Here is a 16,775-nt window from a genome sequence, read left to right on the forward strand (position 1 = left end):
CAGTCAGGCAGCGCCTTACTGAGGCGACACTTCGGTTTTAGGTTTGCCGTTGTGCCACTCGTAAACCACGAATTTGAAGTCCTTCAGGTCGCCCTTGTCGTCGAAGCTCAGGTCGCCGGTAGGTGTCTTGAAGGTGCCTTTGTGGATGGCTTCAGCCACCTTGGCAGCATCTTCGGACTTGGCAGCCTTGATACCTTCGGCAATCACTTCAACGGCCGAGTAGGACGGGAACACGAACGGACCGCTCGGGTCTTCTTTCTTGGCCTTGAATGCATCGGCCAGGGCCACGTTGGCCGGATCCTGGTCGAAGGACTTCGGCAGGGTCACCAGCAGGCCTTCGGACGCGTCCTTGGCGATCTGGGTGATCGAGTCGTTACCCACGCCTTCCGGACCCATGAACCTGGCTTTCAGGCCTTTTTCCTGGGCTTGACGCAGGATCAGGCCCAGCTCCGGGTGGTAGCCGCCGTAGTAGACGAAGTCGACGTTGGCTTGCTTGAGCTTGGCGATGATCGCGGAGAAGTCCTTGTCGCCGGCGTTGACGCCTTCGAACACGGCAACCTTGGTGCCTTTCTTCTCGAGGGTGGATTTGACGGCGGTGGCGATGCCTTCACCGTACTGCTGCTTGTCGTGCAGCACGCCGACGATTTTCGGCTTCACGTGATCGGCAATGTAGTTACCGGCGGCAGGGCCCTGGGCGCTGTCCAGACCGATGGTGCGGAAGACCATTTTGTAACCACGGTTGGTGATGTCCGGGCTGGTGGCAGCCGGGGTGATCATGATCACGCCTTCGTCTTCGTAGATGTCCGAAGCAGGCTGGGTGGAGCTGGAGCACAGGTGACCGACCACGAACTTGACGCCGTCGTTGACGACCTTGTTCGCGACCGCTACCGCTTGTTTGGGATCGCAGGCGTCATCGTATTCAACGGCTTCGAGCTTCTTGCCGTCGACGCCGCCCTTGGCGTTGATCTGTTCGATGGCCATTTTCGCGCCACTGAACTGCATGTCGCCGTACTGGGCTACTGGACCGGTTTTAGGGCCGGCGATACCGATCTTGATGGTGTCAGCTGCGAACGAATGGCTGGCAACCCCGGCCAGAACCATAGCGGCAAACAGTTTGGAAATCTGCTTAGTAGCCTTAGTCATAGTGCTCCACTCTTACTGTTGTATTTTTTAGAGTCCTGACGCCGTAGCAGCAGAACCGGGACAGATATCTGGGCGATACCCTCCGGAAAAGCCCCCGGCAACTGTACCGGTACAGTGTAGAGCGCCGGTTGTTGGCCTGGGAAGCTGGCGCCAGGGGGCAAAACCTGAGGGTGTCGCTTTAATGAAAGAAAAAGACAGAATTGCGGCGGGACGTTCAGAGGGCTTATGCCCCAATCATCAGCATTCCTTGGCGTTCCTGCTCTTTTCGTTCGGTACGGCCTTTTGCAACCGGGTTTTTCTGCCGGACCACCGACGTTATCATTCGCGCCGATTTCTTTTCCGGACCGTCCCATGAATCAAGAACCTAGCACCCTCTATGCCAAGCTGCTTGGTGAAACCGCATCTATTACCTGGAAAGAGTTGGAGCGCTTCTATGCCCAGGGTGCCCTATTGTGGGTCGACGCCAGCCTGGATTTGATCGCGGTCGCTGAGGCCGTGGCATCGGATCAGGGCGAGAAAGTCGCTGCCTGGCTGGCCGAAGACAAGGTCGCCAAGCTGTCTGAAACGCGGGCGCTGGATATTTTCGAGCGTGATCCCGAGATGTGGGCGGTGGTAGTCCGGCCGTGGATCCTGATCCAGGAAAGGGCAGCGACCTGACGGGTTGCACCCTATTGGTGCGGGCGCTGACCGGCAAAAAGTGTGTAGCGGAGTAGCGTGATGGCCGATTGCCGTAGAGAAATGCCACAGGCGGGGGTGGCATAACGGTGACGTAAACGTAACGGGCACAGTTCAATGAGCAGCCTGACGGCTGCTTAATTGTTTCGGGATGTTGGAAAGGCTGAATAAATCGGGGAATTTGAGCGCCCCATCGCGAGCAGGNAGCGAGCCTGCTCGCGATGGCGGCGCCTCGGTCTGATGTCAGACCGAGTAAGTCTTGCCCGTATGGTTATTGAGGGAAATAACCTTGGTCTTGCCGATCCGGTGACGGTAGATCTCGCGCAGGTACTTGATCGACTTCTTCACGCAATCGCGCGACAGGCGAATGTCATTGATCGAGACAAACTTCTCTTTGTCGTTGATCAACTCGCGGTACTTCTTCTCGTACATCGGCTTGATCGCGTACCAGTTGGTATCGAGGATCTTCGCCGGGTTCTCGAATTCGTTGAGCAGGTCGTCGATGCGGTCCTCGTCGAACTCTTCCTGAATGATGAAATCGAGGATCGAGTTGTCCAGGGTCTCGTCGAAACGGTACGGCGTCTTGGCAAAGCAACGCTTGATGAATGCCACGATCAGCGTCAGGAAGTCGTCCGACAGGCACGGGCTCTTGGCGATCAGGGTGGTCAGCGACAGGTTGGCCGAGGCGCCGATCACCAGCGCGTAGCGCTTGAGCGTGGTGTTGGGGAACAGGCTGTTGAGGTGAGTCTTCAACCGGTTCAGGTCCATGTACGACAGCTTGTAGTCTTTCGGCAGCGAAACGATCGAGACCACCGACGAGCAGTTCTTGAAGAAGTGCAGGTCGTGCAGCGCAGCCGCGTCGTAGCCGGAGTTCTTGTATTGCTCAAGCGAGGCGCGATAACGCTTGGACTCGATCGGCAGCAGGCTGATGCCTTCGATGGCCTGGGTCACTTTATTGAAGTGCGGCAGGTCGATCGAGCGGAAAAACAGGTCGTCGATGTTCAGGCGCTGCGGCTCTTTGTCGAACACCTTGAACTTGTCGCTGCTCGGCGGCGGGGTTTCCGGCACCACGGATTCGGCGTAGGCAATCGCCACCGGGCCGGCCAGACTCATGAACAGGTCGTTGGCGTCCAGGCGAATGGTCTCGCCGATGTCGATGCCGGCGCGACGGAAATAGTTCTGGTCGTAGTCGGTCGTGACCGCCTGGGCCGTCAGAATGTTGAAGATCTGCTGCGAGATGTATTGGTTGGCGTGCTTCTCCATCGCATTGACATCAATGTTCTGGATGTTGCCGTCATCGCTCTCTTCGGCGTAACGCATGATGTCGTTGGAGATCAGCATCATCGCGTTCCACGGGCGGATACGGCCCATAACGCTGGCTTCGCTGCTGTCTTCGTTGGCGAAGTTGTACGAGAAATCCCATTCTTCCGAGAGGTATTTGCACAGCAGGCGGCCGGCGTTGATGTGCAGCGCCTCGGACATTTCGCTGCGGTGGTCGGAAATGTTCGGCAGCACGCAGATGCCGCTGGTGAAGATCGGTTCGAACACGAAGGAGTGACCGCTCTTTCCGTCATGCTCGTCCATCGGCTTGGTGTCGAACGTCTTGTTCATGTACGAGTGCTGCTGGGCCAGGCCGAATTCCGAAGCCATGCCCGAACCGGTACCACCGCCGGCACTGAAGATCGAGAAATACAGGCGCGACTGGTTGGCCTTGATGCCGCAGCTGTCGATCAGGTACGAGTGGATCATTTTCCAGTCAGGGCTGGAGAAACGCTGGGTGTCCTTGTTGAGGATGATCTTCGCCAGGTACTGGCCGAGAATCGGCGCGTTACCGGCGCCACCGGCGTGGACTTCGGACAAGTCCATGATCTTCATCTTGCTGTAGTCGCGCAGGAAACCGCTTTTTTCGCCCTTGCGCGAGAAACGGATACGCCCGGCGATGTCCTTGTCGAGGTCGCCGAGCATCACCAGCGGTTCCACCAGGAACACCGGTTTGGTCGACTTGTTCGGGCCGATCCGCAGGTTCTGCTTGATCCACTGGGCCGGGCCGTAGCCTTTGTCGGAGGCCAGGCGACGGTCAGCCGCGCGATCTTCGCTGTTGAATTCGTTGAGGTAGAACTTGCGCGCGTTGTACACCAGCTCCGCCACGTCGAGGGCGATGTTGGAACCGCAGCGACCGAGGCCGATCAGGCACACCGACGGGAATTCCTGATCGTTGTGCTGTTCGTTGTCGCCTTCCAGGTGCGGCGGGCGCGGGAACACCAGGTCACGCAGGCCATCGAGGTTGTCGAGGATGCGGTCGGTATTGGTTTCGGTGAAGTACAGGTATTGCTGGGTGCCCAGCGGGCGCGAGGGGGGCAATGGCTTCATCGGGGCAGGGCTGTTCGCCGCAGGGCTCAGAGTCAGATCGGATACCGCAGTGGCCGGATTGTTTTTAGAAGTCATTGAGCGCCATCTACCTGGACTGGTTGGTTCATCGACCGCTGTCGTCGAACCTCACGGAATGGGAATCTCGCGTCTTTTTTCTGCGCGTATTTGGCCCGTGCGTCAGGGGTCTGGCCTGAGTGTCGCGCGGGGGAATCCTTTCCTGATTGATGATGGATCGGCCATTATTCGGCGATCTTTAATCAAAAGGAGGCTAAATGATGTCAACGCGACCTTCGTTGGGTTTTGCCGGAATCGGCCTGATGGGCCTGCCGATGTGCCGCCGTCTGCTGGCTGCCGGTTACCCGCTGACCGTGTGGAACCGCAACCCGGCCAAGTGTGCGCCGCTGGTCGAGGCGGGCGCCCGGCGGGTGGCGACGCCCGCTGAGCTCTGTGCGCAGGCTGACGTGGTGATGCTGTGCCTGGCGGACACGGCGGTGGTACGCGAAGTGGTGTTCGGCCCGGCCGGTGTGGCGCAAGGGGCGAAGCGCGGTCAGTTGCTGGTGGATTTTTCCAGCCTCGAACCGACGGCCACCCGTGAAATGGCGGCCGAACTGGCCGACAAGACAGGCATGGCCTGGCTCGATTCGCCGGTGTCCGGCGGGGTGGTCGGCGCCGAGGCCGGCAGCCTGGCGATCATGGTGGGCGGTGATGCAGCGGATCTTGATCGCGTACGACCGGTACTGCTCGAACTCGGGCAGCGCGTCACGCACATGGGTGGCGTCGGCGCCGGTCAGGTGACCAAGGCCTGCAATCAGATGATCGTCGCCTGCAACGCTTTGGTGATCGCCGAAGTGGTGGCGCTGGCCGAGCAGGCCGGGGTCGATGCCAGCCTGATTGCCGAAGCGCTGGCCGGTGGTTTTGCCGATTCGAAACCGTTGCAGATCCTCGCCCCGCAAATGGCCGAAAGCCGTTTCGAGCCGGTGAAATGGCACGTGCGCACGCTGCTCAAGGATCTGGATACCGCGGTGAAATTTTCCCGGGAAACCGGTTCGGCCACACCGATCAGCGGATTGGCCGCACAACTGATGCGCCTGCATGGGGCGCAAGGCTTTTTGCAGAAGGATCCAGCGACACTGGTGCAAATGTACCGCGGGCCAGACTCAGCGGATTGAGCACGTGCGCGTGTTTGCGCTGATTGATTTCCTCCAGTACCGGGCGCAGTTCGGCCAGTGGCACCGGGCGGCTGAGCAGGTAGCCCTGAATGAAGTCGCAGCCCGAGCGCTCGAGGAATTCGTACTGCTCCAGGCTTTCGACGCCTTCGGTGACCACCTGCAAATGCAGGGTGTGCGCCATGACGATGATCGCCTGGACGATCTCCATGTCGGCGGTGGCCTTGGGAATGTCGAGGATGAACGAGCGGTCGACCTTCAGGGTGTTGAGCGGCAGGCGCTTGAGATAGGCCAGCGACGAATAGCCGGTGCCGAAGTCGTCGATCGACAATGACACGCCGAGGGCGCGGATCTGCCGCAGCAGCACCAGGGTGTTGGCGATGTTGCCCATCAAGGCGTTTTCGGTGACCTCCAGTTCCAGCCGTTCCGGGGCGACCCCGGCGCTGCGCAAGGCGTGCTCGATTTCATTGGCCAGCTCTTCCCGGGCCAGATTCAGCGGTGAGCAGTTCCAGGCGATCTTCAGCTCTTCACAGCCATGGCGCGACAGTTCGCCGAGATCTTCACAGGCCTTGCGCAGGACCCAGTTGTCGAGCTCGGCAATCAGGCCGTTGTTTTCGGCGATGGCGATGAATCGATCCGGGGTGAGCAGACCGTGCACCGGGTGCTGCCAGCGGATCAGCGCTTCGAGCTTGGTGACCTTGCCGGTCTTGAGTTCGAAGATCGGCTGGTAATACAGCAGCAGACCGTTCTCCTGACGCAGGGCGTGGCGCAGCTCTTCCTCCAGTTGCAGTTCGAGGCTGGCGCGGTTTTTCAGGTTGGAATCGAAAAAGTGCACGCCGTTGCGCCCGGCGCCTTTGGATTGGTACAGCGCCAGATCCGCGTGCTTGAGCAGTTCATCGCAGGTCGAGCCGTCCTCGGGAAACAGGCTGATACCGATGCTGGTGGTCATCACCATGCGTCGTCCGGCAAGTTCGATCGGTTCTTTCATCTTGAGCATGATGCGTTGCGCCAGATTGCGCGCTTCTTCGCGGTCGCGCAGGCCGATGAGGATGCAGAACTCGTCGCCGCCGAATCGCGCCACCACGTCTTCATGGCTGCGCACCGAGCCCTTGATGTGCTGGGCGATGACCTTGAGCAGTTCGTCGCCGGCGTCATGGCCGAGGCTGTCGTTGATGCGTTTGAAGTGGTCGATGTCGAGAAACATCACTGCCAGCATCCCGCCTTCGCTGGTTTTCTGGCTGAGTTTTTCAGCGAAGATCTGATTGAAGCCGCGCCGGTTGATCAGGTTGGTCAGGGCGTCGTAGTTGGCCACGTGTTGCAGCGACATACGCGCCTGATCGAGCTGGCTGAGCAGAGCGTTGACCCGGCGCAGATCGTGTTCCTTGTTCTGCAGCTTCTTGTCGGCCAGCGCGGCGCTGATCGCGCTGCCCAGGATCAGCAACGTGATCAGGGCGACGGTGAGGCCCAGTTGCAAGTGACTGGATTGCGACGCCAGGGTCGGCAATTGCCCCTCGGGCAGCACCAGTTGCAGCGCCGCCATGCCGGTGAAATGCATGCTGAGGATGCCGGCGCCGAGAATCAGCGCGGCCAGGTATTTGAGCATCTGGATGTGCAGGCCACTGCCTTCGCGCAAGTTGCCGGCGACCCACAACGCCGCGAAGCTGGCGCCGATGGCGATCACGATCGACGACAGGAACAGGGTGGGCTCGTAGTAGGCCGTGGCGGCGGATTCGATGGCGGCCATGCCGACGTAATGCATGCCGGCGATGCCGAGGCCGATGACGATGGCGGTCTTGAGGTACTGCAGCAGGTTCGGTTGGGGCGTGCTCAGGGTGTGCATCGCCAGCCAGGACGCCAGTAACGCGATCAACAGGGAAAACAGGGTCACGGGCAGGTCGTATTGGATGTCGATCGGCGCCTGGAACGCCAGCATGCTGATGAAGTGCATGGCCCAGATGCCGCCGGCCAGGCAGGTTGCGCCGATCCAGCGCCACAGGCGTTGCGAACCGGGCTCTTCAGCGTGGGCGACCCGTTCGGCCATGTCGAGGGTGGCAAAACTCGCGGCGCAGGCAACCAGATAGGCCACCAGCACCAACAGGGGATTGTGTGTGCAATTGAGGATGACCTGCCCGCTCTCCGGCTGCTCGGCAACAAATTGCAAACCAAGCCACTCCATAGCATGCCCCGTCTCTGAATACGTCCTTACTGCGTCATCAACGCAGGCGAATGTTTGCAGTATAGAGGCGGTTTTTGCCGTGCAAGCGGTAGTGGCACATTGGCGCTAATGATTTCGGCATTAGCGTCATAGCGATTGGCTCTAAGCGTTGAAGCACCTGAATTCAGGCGACTTCGTTCCAGTGCGGTTGCAGCGGTGGCAGGCCGAAACGGGCACGTGCCTTGTCGCAGTCGGTATTCTGTTCGCCGTTTTCCCACGACGCTTCGAACTCCCGGCAGGGGCTGGAACGCTTGTCGTAGATCGTGCAACTCACGGCTGTTCCGACTTCGCCCTCCAGCGCGGTGCAGCGCGGCGCCTTGCGGTCGGTGCCGATCATCGCGACCCGGCTGGGCGTGATCTGGGTGACCAGTTCATCGGGTACGGTCCCGCCGGAGGATGCGCATTCACCCCAGAAAAATGACACACGAAAATGGGAACAGCAGGCACCGCAATTCAGACACGGACTGACTTCGGACATGGGCGGGATATCAAAGGGGTTGATCGGCAGGATCCGGACGGATCCGGCGGCCATTCTAGGCTTCGCCACGGCATTGGGAAGGGGGGCGTGAAAGTATTTTTTCATTGCCGGATTTTTCTGCAAAACCCCCGGTTTTCGGGGGATTCGAAGCATTTCAAGGGCTTACGTTTCGTTACACGGCCATGGCCCGTCATCAGGCTTGCGAATGATCACAGACAGCCCCGACGAGCGTGACTAGATTGCAGGTTCCGGGCTCGATGCGTTGGCAGTGAAGCCCTAATAACAATAAAGAGACGGACCCATGCAGAACTCGACCCAAGCGGCGAATGCCTGGCGCATTCTGTTCCTGCTGTTCCTTGCCAACCTGTTCAACTTCTTCGATCGCACCATACCGGCGATCATCATCGAGCCGATCCGCATGGAGTGGCACCTCAGCGACTTCCAGCTGGGGATCGTCGGCACCGCGTTCACTCTGGTTTACGCGATTGCCGGATTACCACTGGGCCGCCTGGCCGACACCGGTTCGCGCAGCAAACTGATGGGCTGGGGCCTGGCGACCTGGAGCGCGCTGACGGCGGTCAACGGTCTGGTCGGCAGTTTCTGGAGTTTCCTGCTGGTGCGCATGGGCATCGGCATTGGTGAAGCCAGTTACGCGCCCGCCGCCAACTCGCTGATCGGCGATCTGTTCCCGGCCCATCGCCGGGCCCGGGCCATGGGCATTTTCATGCTCGGCCTGCCGTTGGGGCTGTTGCTGGCCTTCTTCACCATCGGCTGGATGGTCAAGGCGTTCGACAGCTGGCGCGCGCCGTTCTTCATCGCCGCCGTGCCGGGGCTGGTACTGGCGGTGTTCATGTTCTTCATCAAGGAACCCAAGCGCGGCGCGGCGGAAACCGTGCAGGTGTCCCAGGAGAAAGTCGACAAGCCGATTCGCCGCGTCCTCGCCGTGCCGACCTTCCTGTGGCTGGTGATGGCCGGGCTGTGCTTCAACTTCGCGACCTACGCCTGCAACTCGTTCCTGGTGCCGATGCTCCAGCGTTATTTCCTGATGCCGTTGCAGGACGCGGCGGTGGCGACCGGGGTGATCGTCGGTGTGACCGGATTGATCGGCCTGACCCTCGGTGGCTGGATTGCCGACAAGATTCACCAGCGGGTGGCTAACGGGCGACTGCTGTTTGCCGCGTTCAGCCTGATCATCTCGACCCTGTGCACGGCGTGGGCGCTGCATGCCGGGCGCATCGAGATCGGGGTGTTCGTCGCGGTGTTCAGTGTGGGCTGGCTGTTCGCCTACAACTTCTACACCTGTGTGTACACGGCGATTCAGGACGTGGTTGAACCGCGCCTGCGGGCCACGGCGATGGCGCTGTTCTTTGCCGGGTTGTATTTGCTGGGGGGCGGTCTGGGACCAGTGGTGGTCGGTGGTTTGTCGGATCACTTCGCCAAGTCGGCGATGGCCGCCGCGGGCGCCGAGCAGATGACCGAGGCGTTCAAGGCCGTCGGGCTGCATGATGCGATGTACCTGATTCCGGTGGCGCTGTTCCTGACCATGGTGTTCCTGTTCCTCGCCTCGCGCTGTTTTGTGCGGGATGCGAAGCGGATGAAGGACGGGCTGGTGGCGGTGGTTGAGCCAGAGGGCGCAGCGGTGACTGCGTAATCGCCTTCGCGAGCAAGCCCGCTCCCACATTCGACCGCATTTCCTCCTGAAGGAAACCGGCCAACTGTGGGAGCGGGCTTGCTCGCGAAGAGGCAATCAGCCGCGCAGGATAAATATCAGGCAAACAAAAAGGCCCGCATCGCTGCGGGCCTTTTCATTTTGGGCGATGGAGCAGGGCGGTTTAGCCCGCCACCAGCACCCGGATCGCTTCCAGTCGCAGTGCGGCCTTGTCGAGCATTGCCAGACCTTGTTCGCGCTGCTTGCGCAGGGCGTCCAGTTCGCTGTCGCGCACGGTCGGGTTGACCGCCTGCAACGCGGTCAGGCGTGCCAGTTCTTCGTCGGTGTCGGCTGCCAGACGGCGGCGGGCCTCGGCGACGCGCTCGGCGTGACGCGGGGTGACCTTGTCTTCACCGGCGTTGATCCGTGGCGTCAGCTGATCGCGCTGGGCCTGGATGAACTTGTTGGCGCTGGCGCGCGGCACGCTTTCCAGTTGATCGTTCAAGGTCTCGAACGCCACGCGCGACGACAGGTCGTTGCCGTTGGCGTCGAGCAGGCAGCGCAGGGCGGCCGGCGGCAGGTAACGGCCCAATTGCAGCGAACGCGGGGCAACCACTTCGCTGACGTAGAGCAGTTCCAGCAGCACGGTGCCCGGCTTGAGCGCCTTGTTCTTGATCAGCGCGACGGCGGTGTTGCCCATCGAACCGGACAACACCAGGTCCATGCCGCCCTGCACCATCGGGTGTTCCCAGGTGATGAACTGCATGTCTTCGCGCGACAGCGCTTGGTTGCGGTCGTAGGTGATGGTCACGCCTTCGTCGTCGCCCAGCGGGAAGCTGGCGTCGAGCATCTTCTCGCTCGGCTTGAGGATCAGGGCGTTTTCCGAATGGTCTTCGCTGTCGATGCCGAACGCGTCGAACAGGGTTTCCATGTAGATCGGCAGGGCGAACTGGTCGTCCTGTTCGAGGATGGCCTCGACCAGCGCTTCACCTTCGCCGGCGCCGCCGGAGTTGAGTTCCAGCAGGCGGTCGCGACCGGTGTGCAGCTCGGCTTCCAGGCGCTCGCGCTCGGTGCGCGCCTCGTCGATCAGCGCTTGCCACTCGCCGTCGTCGGCCTCTTCGAGCAGCGGCAGCAGGCGTGAGCCGAACTGATGCTGCAATGCGTTGCCGGTCGGGCAGGTGTTGAGGAACGCGTTCAGTGCTTCGTGATACCACTGGAACAGGCGCTCTTGCGGGCTGGTTTCCAGGTACGGCACGTGCAGTTCGATGATGTGCTTCTGGCCGATCCGGTCGAGACGACCGATCCGCTGTTCCAGCAGGTCCGGGTGCGACGGCAGGTCGAACAGCACCAGGTGGTGGGCGAACTGGAAGTTGCGACCTTCACTGCCGATTTCCGAGCAGATCAGCACCTGTGCGCCGAACTCTTCGTCGGCGAAGTAGGCGGCGGCACGGTCACGCTCGAGGATGTTCATGCCTTCGTGGAACACCGTGGCCGGGATGCCGGAGCGCACGCGCAGGGCATCTTCCAGGTCCATCGCGGTTTCGGCGTGGGCGCAGATCACCAGCACTTTGGTGCGCTTGAGCATCTTCAGCTGGTCGATCAGCCACTCGACGCGCGGGTCGAATTTCCACCAGCGTTCTTCTTCGCTGGCGTCCGGCTGGGCCTGGAAGCTGACTTCCGGGTACAGCTCGGCGTGTTCGCCCAGGGGCAGTTCGAGGTATTCGTCCGGGCATGGCAGCGGGTACGGGTGCAGTTTGCGCTCCGGGAAACCCTGCACGGCGGCGCGGGTGTTACGGAACAGCACGCGGCCGGTGCCGTGGCGGTCGAGCAGTTCACGCACGAGGCGGGCGCTGGCTTCGGTGTCGCCATCGTTGACGGCGGTGAGCAGGGCTTCGCCTTCGTTGCCGAGGAAACCGTGGATGGTCTTGTGCGCGGCCGGTGACAGGCGACCCTTGTCCAGCAGCTCCTGAACGGCTTCGGCCACCGGGCGATAGTTTTCGCTCTCGGCGCGGAAGGCGGCCAGGTCATGGAAACGGTTCGGGTCGAGCAGGCGCAGACGGGCGAAGTGGCTGTCCTGACCGAGTTGTTCCGGGGTCGCGGTGAGCAGCAGCACGCCGGGAATGACTTCGGCCAGCTGTTCAACCAGCGAGTATTCCGGGCTGACTTTCTCTTCGTGCCACACCAGGTGGTGGGCTTCGTCGACCACCATCAGGTCCCAACCGGCAGCGAACAGGGCGTCCTGTGCCTTTTCATCGTCGACCAGCCACTCCAGTGCCACCAGGGCCAGCTGGGTGTCTTCGAACGGGTTGGTGGCATCGCTTTCGATGAAGCGTTCTTCGTCGAACAGCGCGACCTGCAGGTTGAAGCGGCGGCGCATTTCCACCAGCCATTGGTGCTGGAGGTTTTCCGGCACCAGGATCAGCACGCGGTTGGCGCGGCCCGACAGCAACTGGCGATGGATCACCAGGCCGGCTTCGATGGTCTTGCCCAGACCCACTTCGTCCGCCAGCAATACGCGCGGCGCGATGCGGTCGGCGACTTCACGGGCAATGTGCAACTGGTGGGCGATCGGTTGCGCACGCACGCCGCCCAGGCCCCAGAGCGAAGACTGCAACTGGCGGCTGGTGTGTTCCAGGGTGTGATAACGCAGGGAGAACCACGCCAGCGGATCGATCTGCCCGGCGAACAGACGGTCGCTGGCCAGACGGAACTGAATGAAGTTCGATAGTTGGGTTTCCGGCAGGGTGACCGCTTCGTTCTGCGCGTTGAGGCCGTGGTAGACCATCAGGCCGTCGACGTCGTCGACTTGCTGGACAGTCATCTTCCAGCCTTCGAAGTGAGTGATCGAGTCGCCGGGCGAGAACCGCACGCGGGTGAGGGGCGCATTCCGTAGCGCGTACTGGCGAGTCTCGCCAGTGGCCGGGTAAAGCACGGTCAACAAGCGGCCGTCCTGTGCCAGAACGGTGCCTAAACCAAGCTCTGCTTCGCTGTCACTGATCCAGCGTTGCCCCGGTTGATACTGCTGCGCCATGCTGCCTGACTCCCACCTTGAAAAAGCGGGCTATCTTAACGGAATGAGGGCCCGAGGCCAAAGGATAAGGAGCCTCGGCCCGGCTTTTAACCGCAATCGGCCAATTGCAGGGAAGATTAGGTCATGCATCGGTTTTACGGGATGTTGCGGCACCCTTGAGTGCCAAACCGGTCACAAGTTTGCGACCGATGGCTCAAGGCACCCCTGGCGCCGCCGATAACCTGCTGACAGGAGACCCTCATATGCTGCCACCGATGCTCCCCCTGAGCGCCGTGCCGATCACCTCCCAGCAGGATCCGATCCGCCAGCGACCGGATATTCCCCCTGTGGTGCCGGTGCAGGAAAGCTCAAACGAAAGCACCATCGACCTGCAAAAGCGCGACCCGGAAGAGGACGGCTATCTGCTGCGCGAAGAGCAGCGCCGCCAGCAGGAACGTGATCGCCGGCGCCGCGAAGCCGACGACGACCCCGAAGCGCACCTCGCCGTGCCCGGCACCGAACTGAATGCCGACAACACCGTGCCGGTGGCGCCGTTGATGGAAGATCAGCCGCGTCAGGGGCTTTGGGTCGACATCGAAATCTGAGGTCGGGCGGCCAGCTCTGTCAGGTTTTCCAGCAACACGTCGATTTCTTCTTGTGTGTTCAAGTAGCTCACCGCCACCCGTGCAATATTTGTCAGCCCGCGCGCCTGCATGTCCAGCGGCGTGTAGGCCACGCCATTGGCGCCGATGTTGATTCGCCGTCCGGCCAACGTCTGCTTCAGCGCCACGCTGTCCCAGCCTTCAAGCGTGAAGGCGATCAGCCCGGATTGTTGATTGGCCGCGCCGAGATCCCTCAGTGTCAGACCGGGAATCGCCTTCAGTCGTTGGCGCAATCCGCTGCTCAGTTGTTCGATGCGCTGGCGGACGGGGATCGCGCCGAGGCGGTTGTACTCCTCCAGCGCATTGGCCAGACCGGCCAGCAGGGCCAGCGATACCTCGCTGGTTTCAAAGCGGCGGGCGTCGTCACGCAGGGTAAAGCGCTTGCCGTCCCACGGCGCCGACAGTACATCGCGTTGCACGGGGAGCAGCCGTTGCAGGAATTGCGGCCGGATGTACATCAACGCCGTGCCGCGCGGCCCGCGCAGGAACTTGCGTCCGGCACCCTTGAGCACGTCGCACTGCAAGGCCTGAACATCGCAGGGCAACTGTCCCAGTGCCTGGCCGGCGTCGATGAAATAAGGGATGCCGTGGCGCCGCGCGACATTGCCGATCTGCGCGGCGGGGTTGATCAGACCGCCGTTGGCCGGCAGCCAGGTCAGTGCGATCAGCCGCACCTGGCCGTCGATCATTTGCGCCAGGGCATGCGGATCGACTGCACCGTGGGCGTCGCAAGGAATCACTTCGAGCCGCGCGCCGGCCTTCACCGCTTCGGTCATGCACGCCAGATTGCCGGCCCATTCATGGCGACCCACCAGAATCCGTTCGCCGGGCTGCCACGGCCCCAGCGCGTTGAACGCCTGGCTCCAGGCCGCCGAGCCGCTGCTGGCGAAGGCGATGTCTTCGGGCTGGGCGTTGAGCAGGGCGGCGGCCGCATTGCGCGCGCGTTCCTGGACCCGGTTGTCTGCCGACTCCATCGGCCCGCCGAGTGCTTCGCGTTGCAGCTGTTCGATCACTGCATCGAGGGTGGCGTTGCTTGGCAGCGAGGCGCCGGCGTGGTTGAAGTGGATCACCTGGGCGCAGCCGGGCGTGGCGGCGCGCAGCCGCAAGATGTCGTCGATGTTCACGGCTTGAGCTCGAAGATTGCGTCGATTTCCACCGCGACGCCGGCCGGCAGGCTCGCCACGCCGACCGCGGTGCGCACGTGTCGGCCCTTGTCGCCGAGGGCGTTGACCAGCAGATTCGAGGCGCCGTTGGCGACGACGCCCTGAGCCTTGAAGTCCGGCGTGGCGGCCACGAAAACCCCGAGGCGCAGAATGCGCACCAGTTTCGACAGGTCATCGCCCAGCGCATGGCTCAACTGGGCGAGCAGGCCCAAGGCAGCCAATTCAGCGGCGTTAACCCCTTCTTCGTCGGAAATTGCTTCGCCCAGTCGCCCGATGAACGCAGGTTTGCCGTCGAGCAATGGAATCTGCCCGGAGATGAACAACTGGTTCTGGCTGACCACGTGGTTGACGTAGTTGGCGATCGGCTGGCTTGGTTCGGGCAGACGCAGGCCGAGTTGTTGAACGCGTTGGCTGAGGGAATCGGTCATGGGAAGTCCTCCTGAGTGAGGGCTTCAGCATGTTGGGGCGAGCGAAGGGCGACAAACGGATAGATTTAATCCGACGCATCCAAAAAACTCATGCGTTCGCGGTTTCCTCCAGCCACTCGCAGAAACTCTGCGCTGCCGGCGTGGGCGGGCGTTGCGGCGTGACCAGCCAATAACCGATCTCGCCGAGCATCGGCGGCGTGTCGAAGGCTGGTACCAGCGCGCCTTCCTTGATTCGCCGTTCGATCATTCGCTGGCGGCCCATGGCAACGCCCTGGCCGGCAACCGCGGCTTCGACGACGATGTTGTAGTCGTGCAGCATGACGCTGGGCACATGAGCCAGATCGATGCCGCTGTTTTGCTGCCAGTCGATCCATTCGAACGGCTGGTGCGACTTGGCCATCAGCAAGGGGCCGTTGGTCACGCCTTTGGCCTTGAAGGCCGGGCTGCAGACTGGCGTCAGGGTTTCAGCCATGAACCGCCGGGCCTGAACTTTCGGCCAGCCGCCCTTGCCGTAGCGGATCGCCAGATCCACCTCGCCGGCGTCGACATCCGCCAGTTGTACGGCGGGCAGCAGTTCGACGTGGATGTTCGGGTAAGTTGCGTTGAAATCCGCCAGACGCGGCGCCAGCCACAAGGTGGCGAAGGAGGCGAGCAGACCGATGCGCAGGGTGGTGGAGCGCTCGCCGCGCAGGTCGTGGGTGGCGGCGGCAATCGCGGCGAGGGCCGGTTCGATCTGCCGGTAGTAATGTTCGCCGGCGACCGTCAGATCGATCGCCCGGGTGCGGCGCACGAACAGTCGCTGATCGAGGAATTCTTCGAGTTTGTGCACCTGATGGCTGATCGCGCTTTGGGTCACCGACAGCTCATCGGCAGCCTTGATGAAACTCAAATGACGGGCCACGGCCTCAAAGGCACGCAAGGCCATCAGCGGTGGCAGGTCCTGATGCAGGGGCACGGCGTAGATCCTTCGGGTTCAGGGCGAGGCGCCGATTGTGCAAGCAAATCCGGTGGGCGGTACATGAAATGTTGTAGAGGGTTCAGGCGAGTGGCTGGTCAGCGTTCGCGCCAGGCCGCATTATTGGCGCAGTCCTGCCGTTGAAGCGGCAGTTTTGATTCAGTCCAAGCGATGCACCGAACGCCATGAGCCAAGACGACAAGCTGATCGACCTCAACACCGAACGCGCCAAGCGGGTTCATGACCTCAACGAGAAGCGCCTGAATGAAGTGCGCCAGGCTTTCGAGCAGGCCATGCCGTTGGGTAAACCGAAGAAAAAGCCGAAAAACAAACCGAAAAAGCGTTGATCTCCCCTGCATCCGTTGATGCAGGTCAGTTATTTCCCTTCCTTTCCTCCCCATGGTGACCGGCATTGATCCCGGTCAATTCCTGCGCCTGCCTGATTGGTTAACTTAGGTCCATCGCAGCAAAGCAGGGGCCAGGAGGCCAGTCATGTTTTTCGATAACGTGGTGTTTGCCGGGGTCCTGACTGTGGGCCTGATGGTTCTGTTTTTTGCAGGGTTTGGATTTTTTATCTGGAAGGATGCGAACAAGCGCAAGAAGCCTTGATTCTTCTGGATTTGATGAGCACGCAAGGCATTTTGGGCAACTTCGGTTGCCCTTTTTTTTTGTGTCTTGGCGGCCGTTGGGCCGACCATGCTTTGGGTTGTTTTGGGTGAATATCCGTTTCTGCGGGTGCTGCCGCTGGCGGTTTCGCCCTTACGGCGAGTCCCTTTTTCAGACGCCAAAAAGGAACCAAAAGGCTGGGCCCCGGCGTTCGGCACCTCGCTTTGGCTCGGTGTTCCTTCGTTCCGGGATTCAT

Annotated in this window: 14 protein-coding genes; 6 read left to right on the plus strand and 8 right to left on the minus strand. The window is 61.5% G+C overall.

Annotated features, from left to right (window positions below; genetic code table 11):
* Window positions 1–15: 15 nt before the first annotated feature.
* Window positions 16–1,143, minus strand: a complete 1,128-nt coding sequence (locus tag ACTJK9_RS26495; RefSeq protein WP_085612372.1) for a branched-chain amino acid ABC transporter substrate-binding protein — start codon at window positions 1,141–1,143, stop codon at window positions 16–18.
* A gap of 351 nt (window positions 1,144–1,494) precedes the next feature.
* On the opposite strand from ACTJK9_RS26495, the gene ACTJK9_RS26500 reads away from it, so the two are divergent.
* Entirely contained in the window at window positions 1,495–1,800 is a 306-nt protein-coding gene (locus ACTJK9_RS26500) for a DUF2288 domain-containing protein (protein WP_085612373.1), read from the plus strand.
* 261 nt (window positions 1,801–2,061) lie between these two features.
* Here the strand turns inward: ACTJK9_RS26500 and ACTJK9_RS26505 are convergent, their stop codons facing one another.
* A complete protein-coding gene (locus tag ACTJK9_RS26505) occupies window positions 2,062–4,263 on the minus strand; it encodes a hypothetical protein (RefSeq protein ID WP_085612374.1) in 2,202 nt (733 codons plus the stop codon).
* Between the two features lie 197 nt (window positions 4,264–4,460).
* Here ACTJK9_RS26505 and ACTJK9_RS26510 point away from each other — a divergent pair, with 197 nt between their 5' ends.
* A complete protein-coding gene (locus tag ACTJK9_RS26510; RefSeq protein WP_440817290.1) occupies window positions 4,461–5,357 on the plus strand; it encodes an NAD(P)-dependent oxidoreductase in 897 nt (298 codons plus the stop codon).
* Here the strand turns inward: ACTJK9_RS26510 and ACTJK9_RS26515 are convergent.
* The gene (locus tag ACTJK9_RS26515) at window positions 5,248–7,530 is read right to left on the minus strand and encodes a putative bifunctional diguanylate cyclase/phosphodiesterase (protein WP_440817292.1); all 2,283 of its coding nucleotides are present in this window, start codon (window positions 7,528–7,530) and stop codon (window positions 5,248–5,250) included. The two genes, ACTJK9_RS26510 and ACTJK9_RS26515, sit on opposite strands and share 110 nt — an antisense overlap.
* 163 nt (window positions 7,531–7,693) lie before the next feature.
* Window positions 7,694–8,047, minus strand: coding sequence for a YkgJ family cysteine cluster protein (locus ACTJK9_RS26520; RefSeq protein ID WP_039771496.1), 354 nt, complete (start codon window positions 8,045–8,047; stop codon window positions 7,694–7,696).
* A gap of 301 nt (window positions 8,048–8,348) precedes the next feature.
* Between ACTJK9_RS26520 and ACTJK9_RS26525 the strand changes: the two genes are divergently transcribed.
* Window positions 8,349–9,698 carry a spinster family MFS transporter gene (locus ACTJK9_RS26525; protein ID WP_440817295.1) on the plus strand — a complete coding sequence of 450 codons (1,350 nt, stop codon included), beginning with the start codon at window positions 8,349–8,351 and terminating at the stop codon, window positions 9,696–9,698.
* A gap of 181 nt (window positions 9,699–9,879) precedes the next feature.
* Here ACTJK9_RS26525 and rapA read toward each other — a convergent pair whose 3' ends face one another.
* On the minus strand, window positions 9,880–12,726 hold the full coding sequence (gene rapA / locus ACTJK9_RS26530) for an RNA polymerase-associated protein RapA (protein ID WP_039771405.1): 2,847 nt from the start codon (window positions 12,724–12,726) through the stop codon (window positions 9,880–9,882).
* A 242-nt stretch (window positions 12,727–12,968) separates the two neighbouring features.
* Between rapA and ACTJK9_RS26535 the strand changes: the two genes are divergently transcribed.
* Window positions 12,969–13,310: a hypothetical protein gene (locus ACTJK9_RS26535; protein ID WP_007959194.1), complete on the plus strand. Its 342-nt coding sequence runs from the start codon at window positions 12,969–12,971 to the stop codon at window positions 13,308–13,310.
* Here the strand turns inward: ACTJK9_RS26535 and ACTJK9_RS26540 are convergent.
* The 3 genes from ACTJK9_RS26540 to ACTJK9_RS26550 all read right to left on the minus strand — a co-directional run bounded on the left by ACTJK9_RS26540 (window position 13,280) and on the right by ACTJK9_RS26550 (window position 15,913).
* On the minus strand, window positions 13,280–14,491 hold the full coding sequence (locus ACTJK9_RS26540; protein ID WP_440817299.1) for an aminotransferase class V-fold PLP-dependent enzyme: 1,212 nt from the start codon (window positions 14,489–14,491) through the stop codon (window positions 13,280–13,282). The two genes, ACTJK9_RS26535 and ACTJK9_RS26540, sit on opposite strands and share 31 nt — an antisense overlap.
* Entirely contained in the window at window positions 14,488–14,958 is a 471-nt protein-coding gene (locus ACTJK9_RS26545; RefSeq protein WP_064593972.1) for a RidA family protein, read from the minus strand. The genes ACTJK9_RS26540 and ACTJK9_RS26545 overlap by 4 nt, the downstream gene beginning before the upstream one ends.
* A gap of 88 nt (window positions 14,959–15,046) precedes the next feature.
* A complete protein-coding gene (locus tag ACTJK9_RS26550; RefSeq protein ID WP_440817302.1) occupies window positions 15,047–15,913 on the minus strand; it encodes a LysR substrate-binding domain-containing protein in 867 nt (288 codons plus the stop codon).
* Window positions 15,914–16,098: 185 nt separating this feature from the next.
* Between ACTJK9_RS26550 and ACTJK9_RS26555 the strand changes: the two genes are divergently transcribed.
* Window positions 16,099–16,260, plus strand: a complete 162-nt coding sequence (locus tag ACTJK9_RS26555) for a hypothetical protein (RefSeq protein WP_007959203.1) — start codon at window positions 16,099–16,101, stop codon at window positions 16,258–16,260.
* 145 nt (window positions 16,261–16,405) lie between these two features.
* Window positions 16,406–16,522 carry a cytochrome c oxidase subunit CcoM gene (gene ccoM / locus ACTJK9_RS26560; RefSeq protein WP_007959205.1) on the plus strand — a complete coding sequence of 39 codons (117 nt, stop codon included), beginning with the start codon at window positions 16,406–16,408 and terminating at the stop codon, window positions 16,520–16,522.
* Window positions 16,523–16,775: the final 253 nt, after the last annotated feature.

Origin of the sequence: Pseudomonas sp. 22082 (genome assembly GCF_052046055.1) — a bacterium.
Classification (GTDB): Bacteria; Pseudomonadota; Gammaproteobacteria; order Pseudomonadales; family Pseudomonadaceae; genus Aquipseudomonas; species Aquipseudomonas pharyngis.

What these genes read in the sequence shown, in the direction of transcription:
- ACTJK9_RS26495 (WP_085612372.1), bottom strand. Translation starts at nt 1,143, where the DNA reads ATGACTAAGGCTACTAAGCAGATTTCCAAACTGTTTGCCGCTATGGTT.
- ACTJK9_RS26500 (WP_085612373.1), top strand. Translation starts at nt 1,495, where the DNA reads ATGAATCAAGAACCTAGCACCCTCTATGCCAAGCTGCTTGGTGAAACC.
- ACTJK9_RS26505 (WP_085612374.1), bottom strand. Translation starts at nt 4,263, where the DNA reads ATGACTTCTAAAAACAATCCGGCCACTGCGGTATCCGATCTGACTCTG.
- ACTJK9_RS26510 (WP_440817290.1), top strand. Translation starts at nt 4,461, where the DNA reads ATGATGTCAACGCGACCTTCGTTGGGTTTTGCCGGAATCGGCCTGATG.
- ACTJK9_RS26515 (WP_440817292.1), bottom strand. Translation starts at nt 7,530, where the DNA reads ATGGAGTGGCTTGGTTTGCAATTTGTTGCCGAGCAGCCGGAGAGCGGG.
- ACTJK9_RS26520 (WP_039771496.1), bottom strand. Translation starts at nt 8,047, where the DNA reads ATGTCCGAAGTCAGTCCGTGTCTGAATTGCGGTGCCTGCTGTTCCCAT.
- ACTJK9_RS26525 (WP_440817295.1), top strand. Translation starts at nt 8,349, where the DNA reads ATGCAGAACTCGACCCAAGCGGCGAATGCCTGGCGCATTCTGTTCCTG.
- rapA (WP_039771405.1), bottom strand. Translation starts at nt 12,726, where the DNA reads ATGGCGCAGCAGTATCAACCGGGGCAACGCTGGATCAGTGACAGCGAA.
- ACTJK9_RS26535 (WP_007959194.1), top strand. Translation starts at nt 12,969, where the DNA reads ATGCTGCCACCGATGCTCCCCCTGAGCGCCGTGCCGATCACCTCCCAG.
- ACTJK9_RS26545 (WP_064593972.1), bottom strand. Translation starts at nt 14,958, where the DNA reads ATGACCGATTCCCTCAGCCAACGCGTTCAACAACTCGGCCTGCGTCTG.
- ACTJK9_RS26555 (WP_007959203.1), top strand. Translation starts at nt 16,099, where the DNA reads ATGAGCCAAGACGACAAGCTGATCGACCTCAACACCGAACGCGCCAAG.
- ccoM (WP_007959205.1), top strand. Translation starts at nt 16,406, where the DNA reads ATGTTTTTCGATAACGTGGTGTTTGCCGGGGTCCTGACTGTGGGCCTG.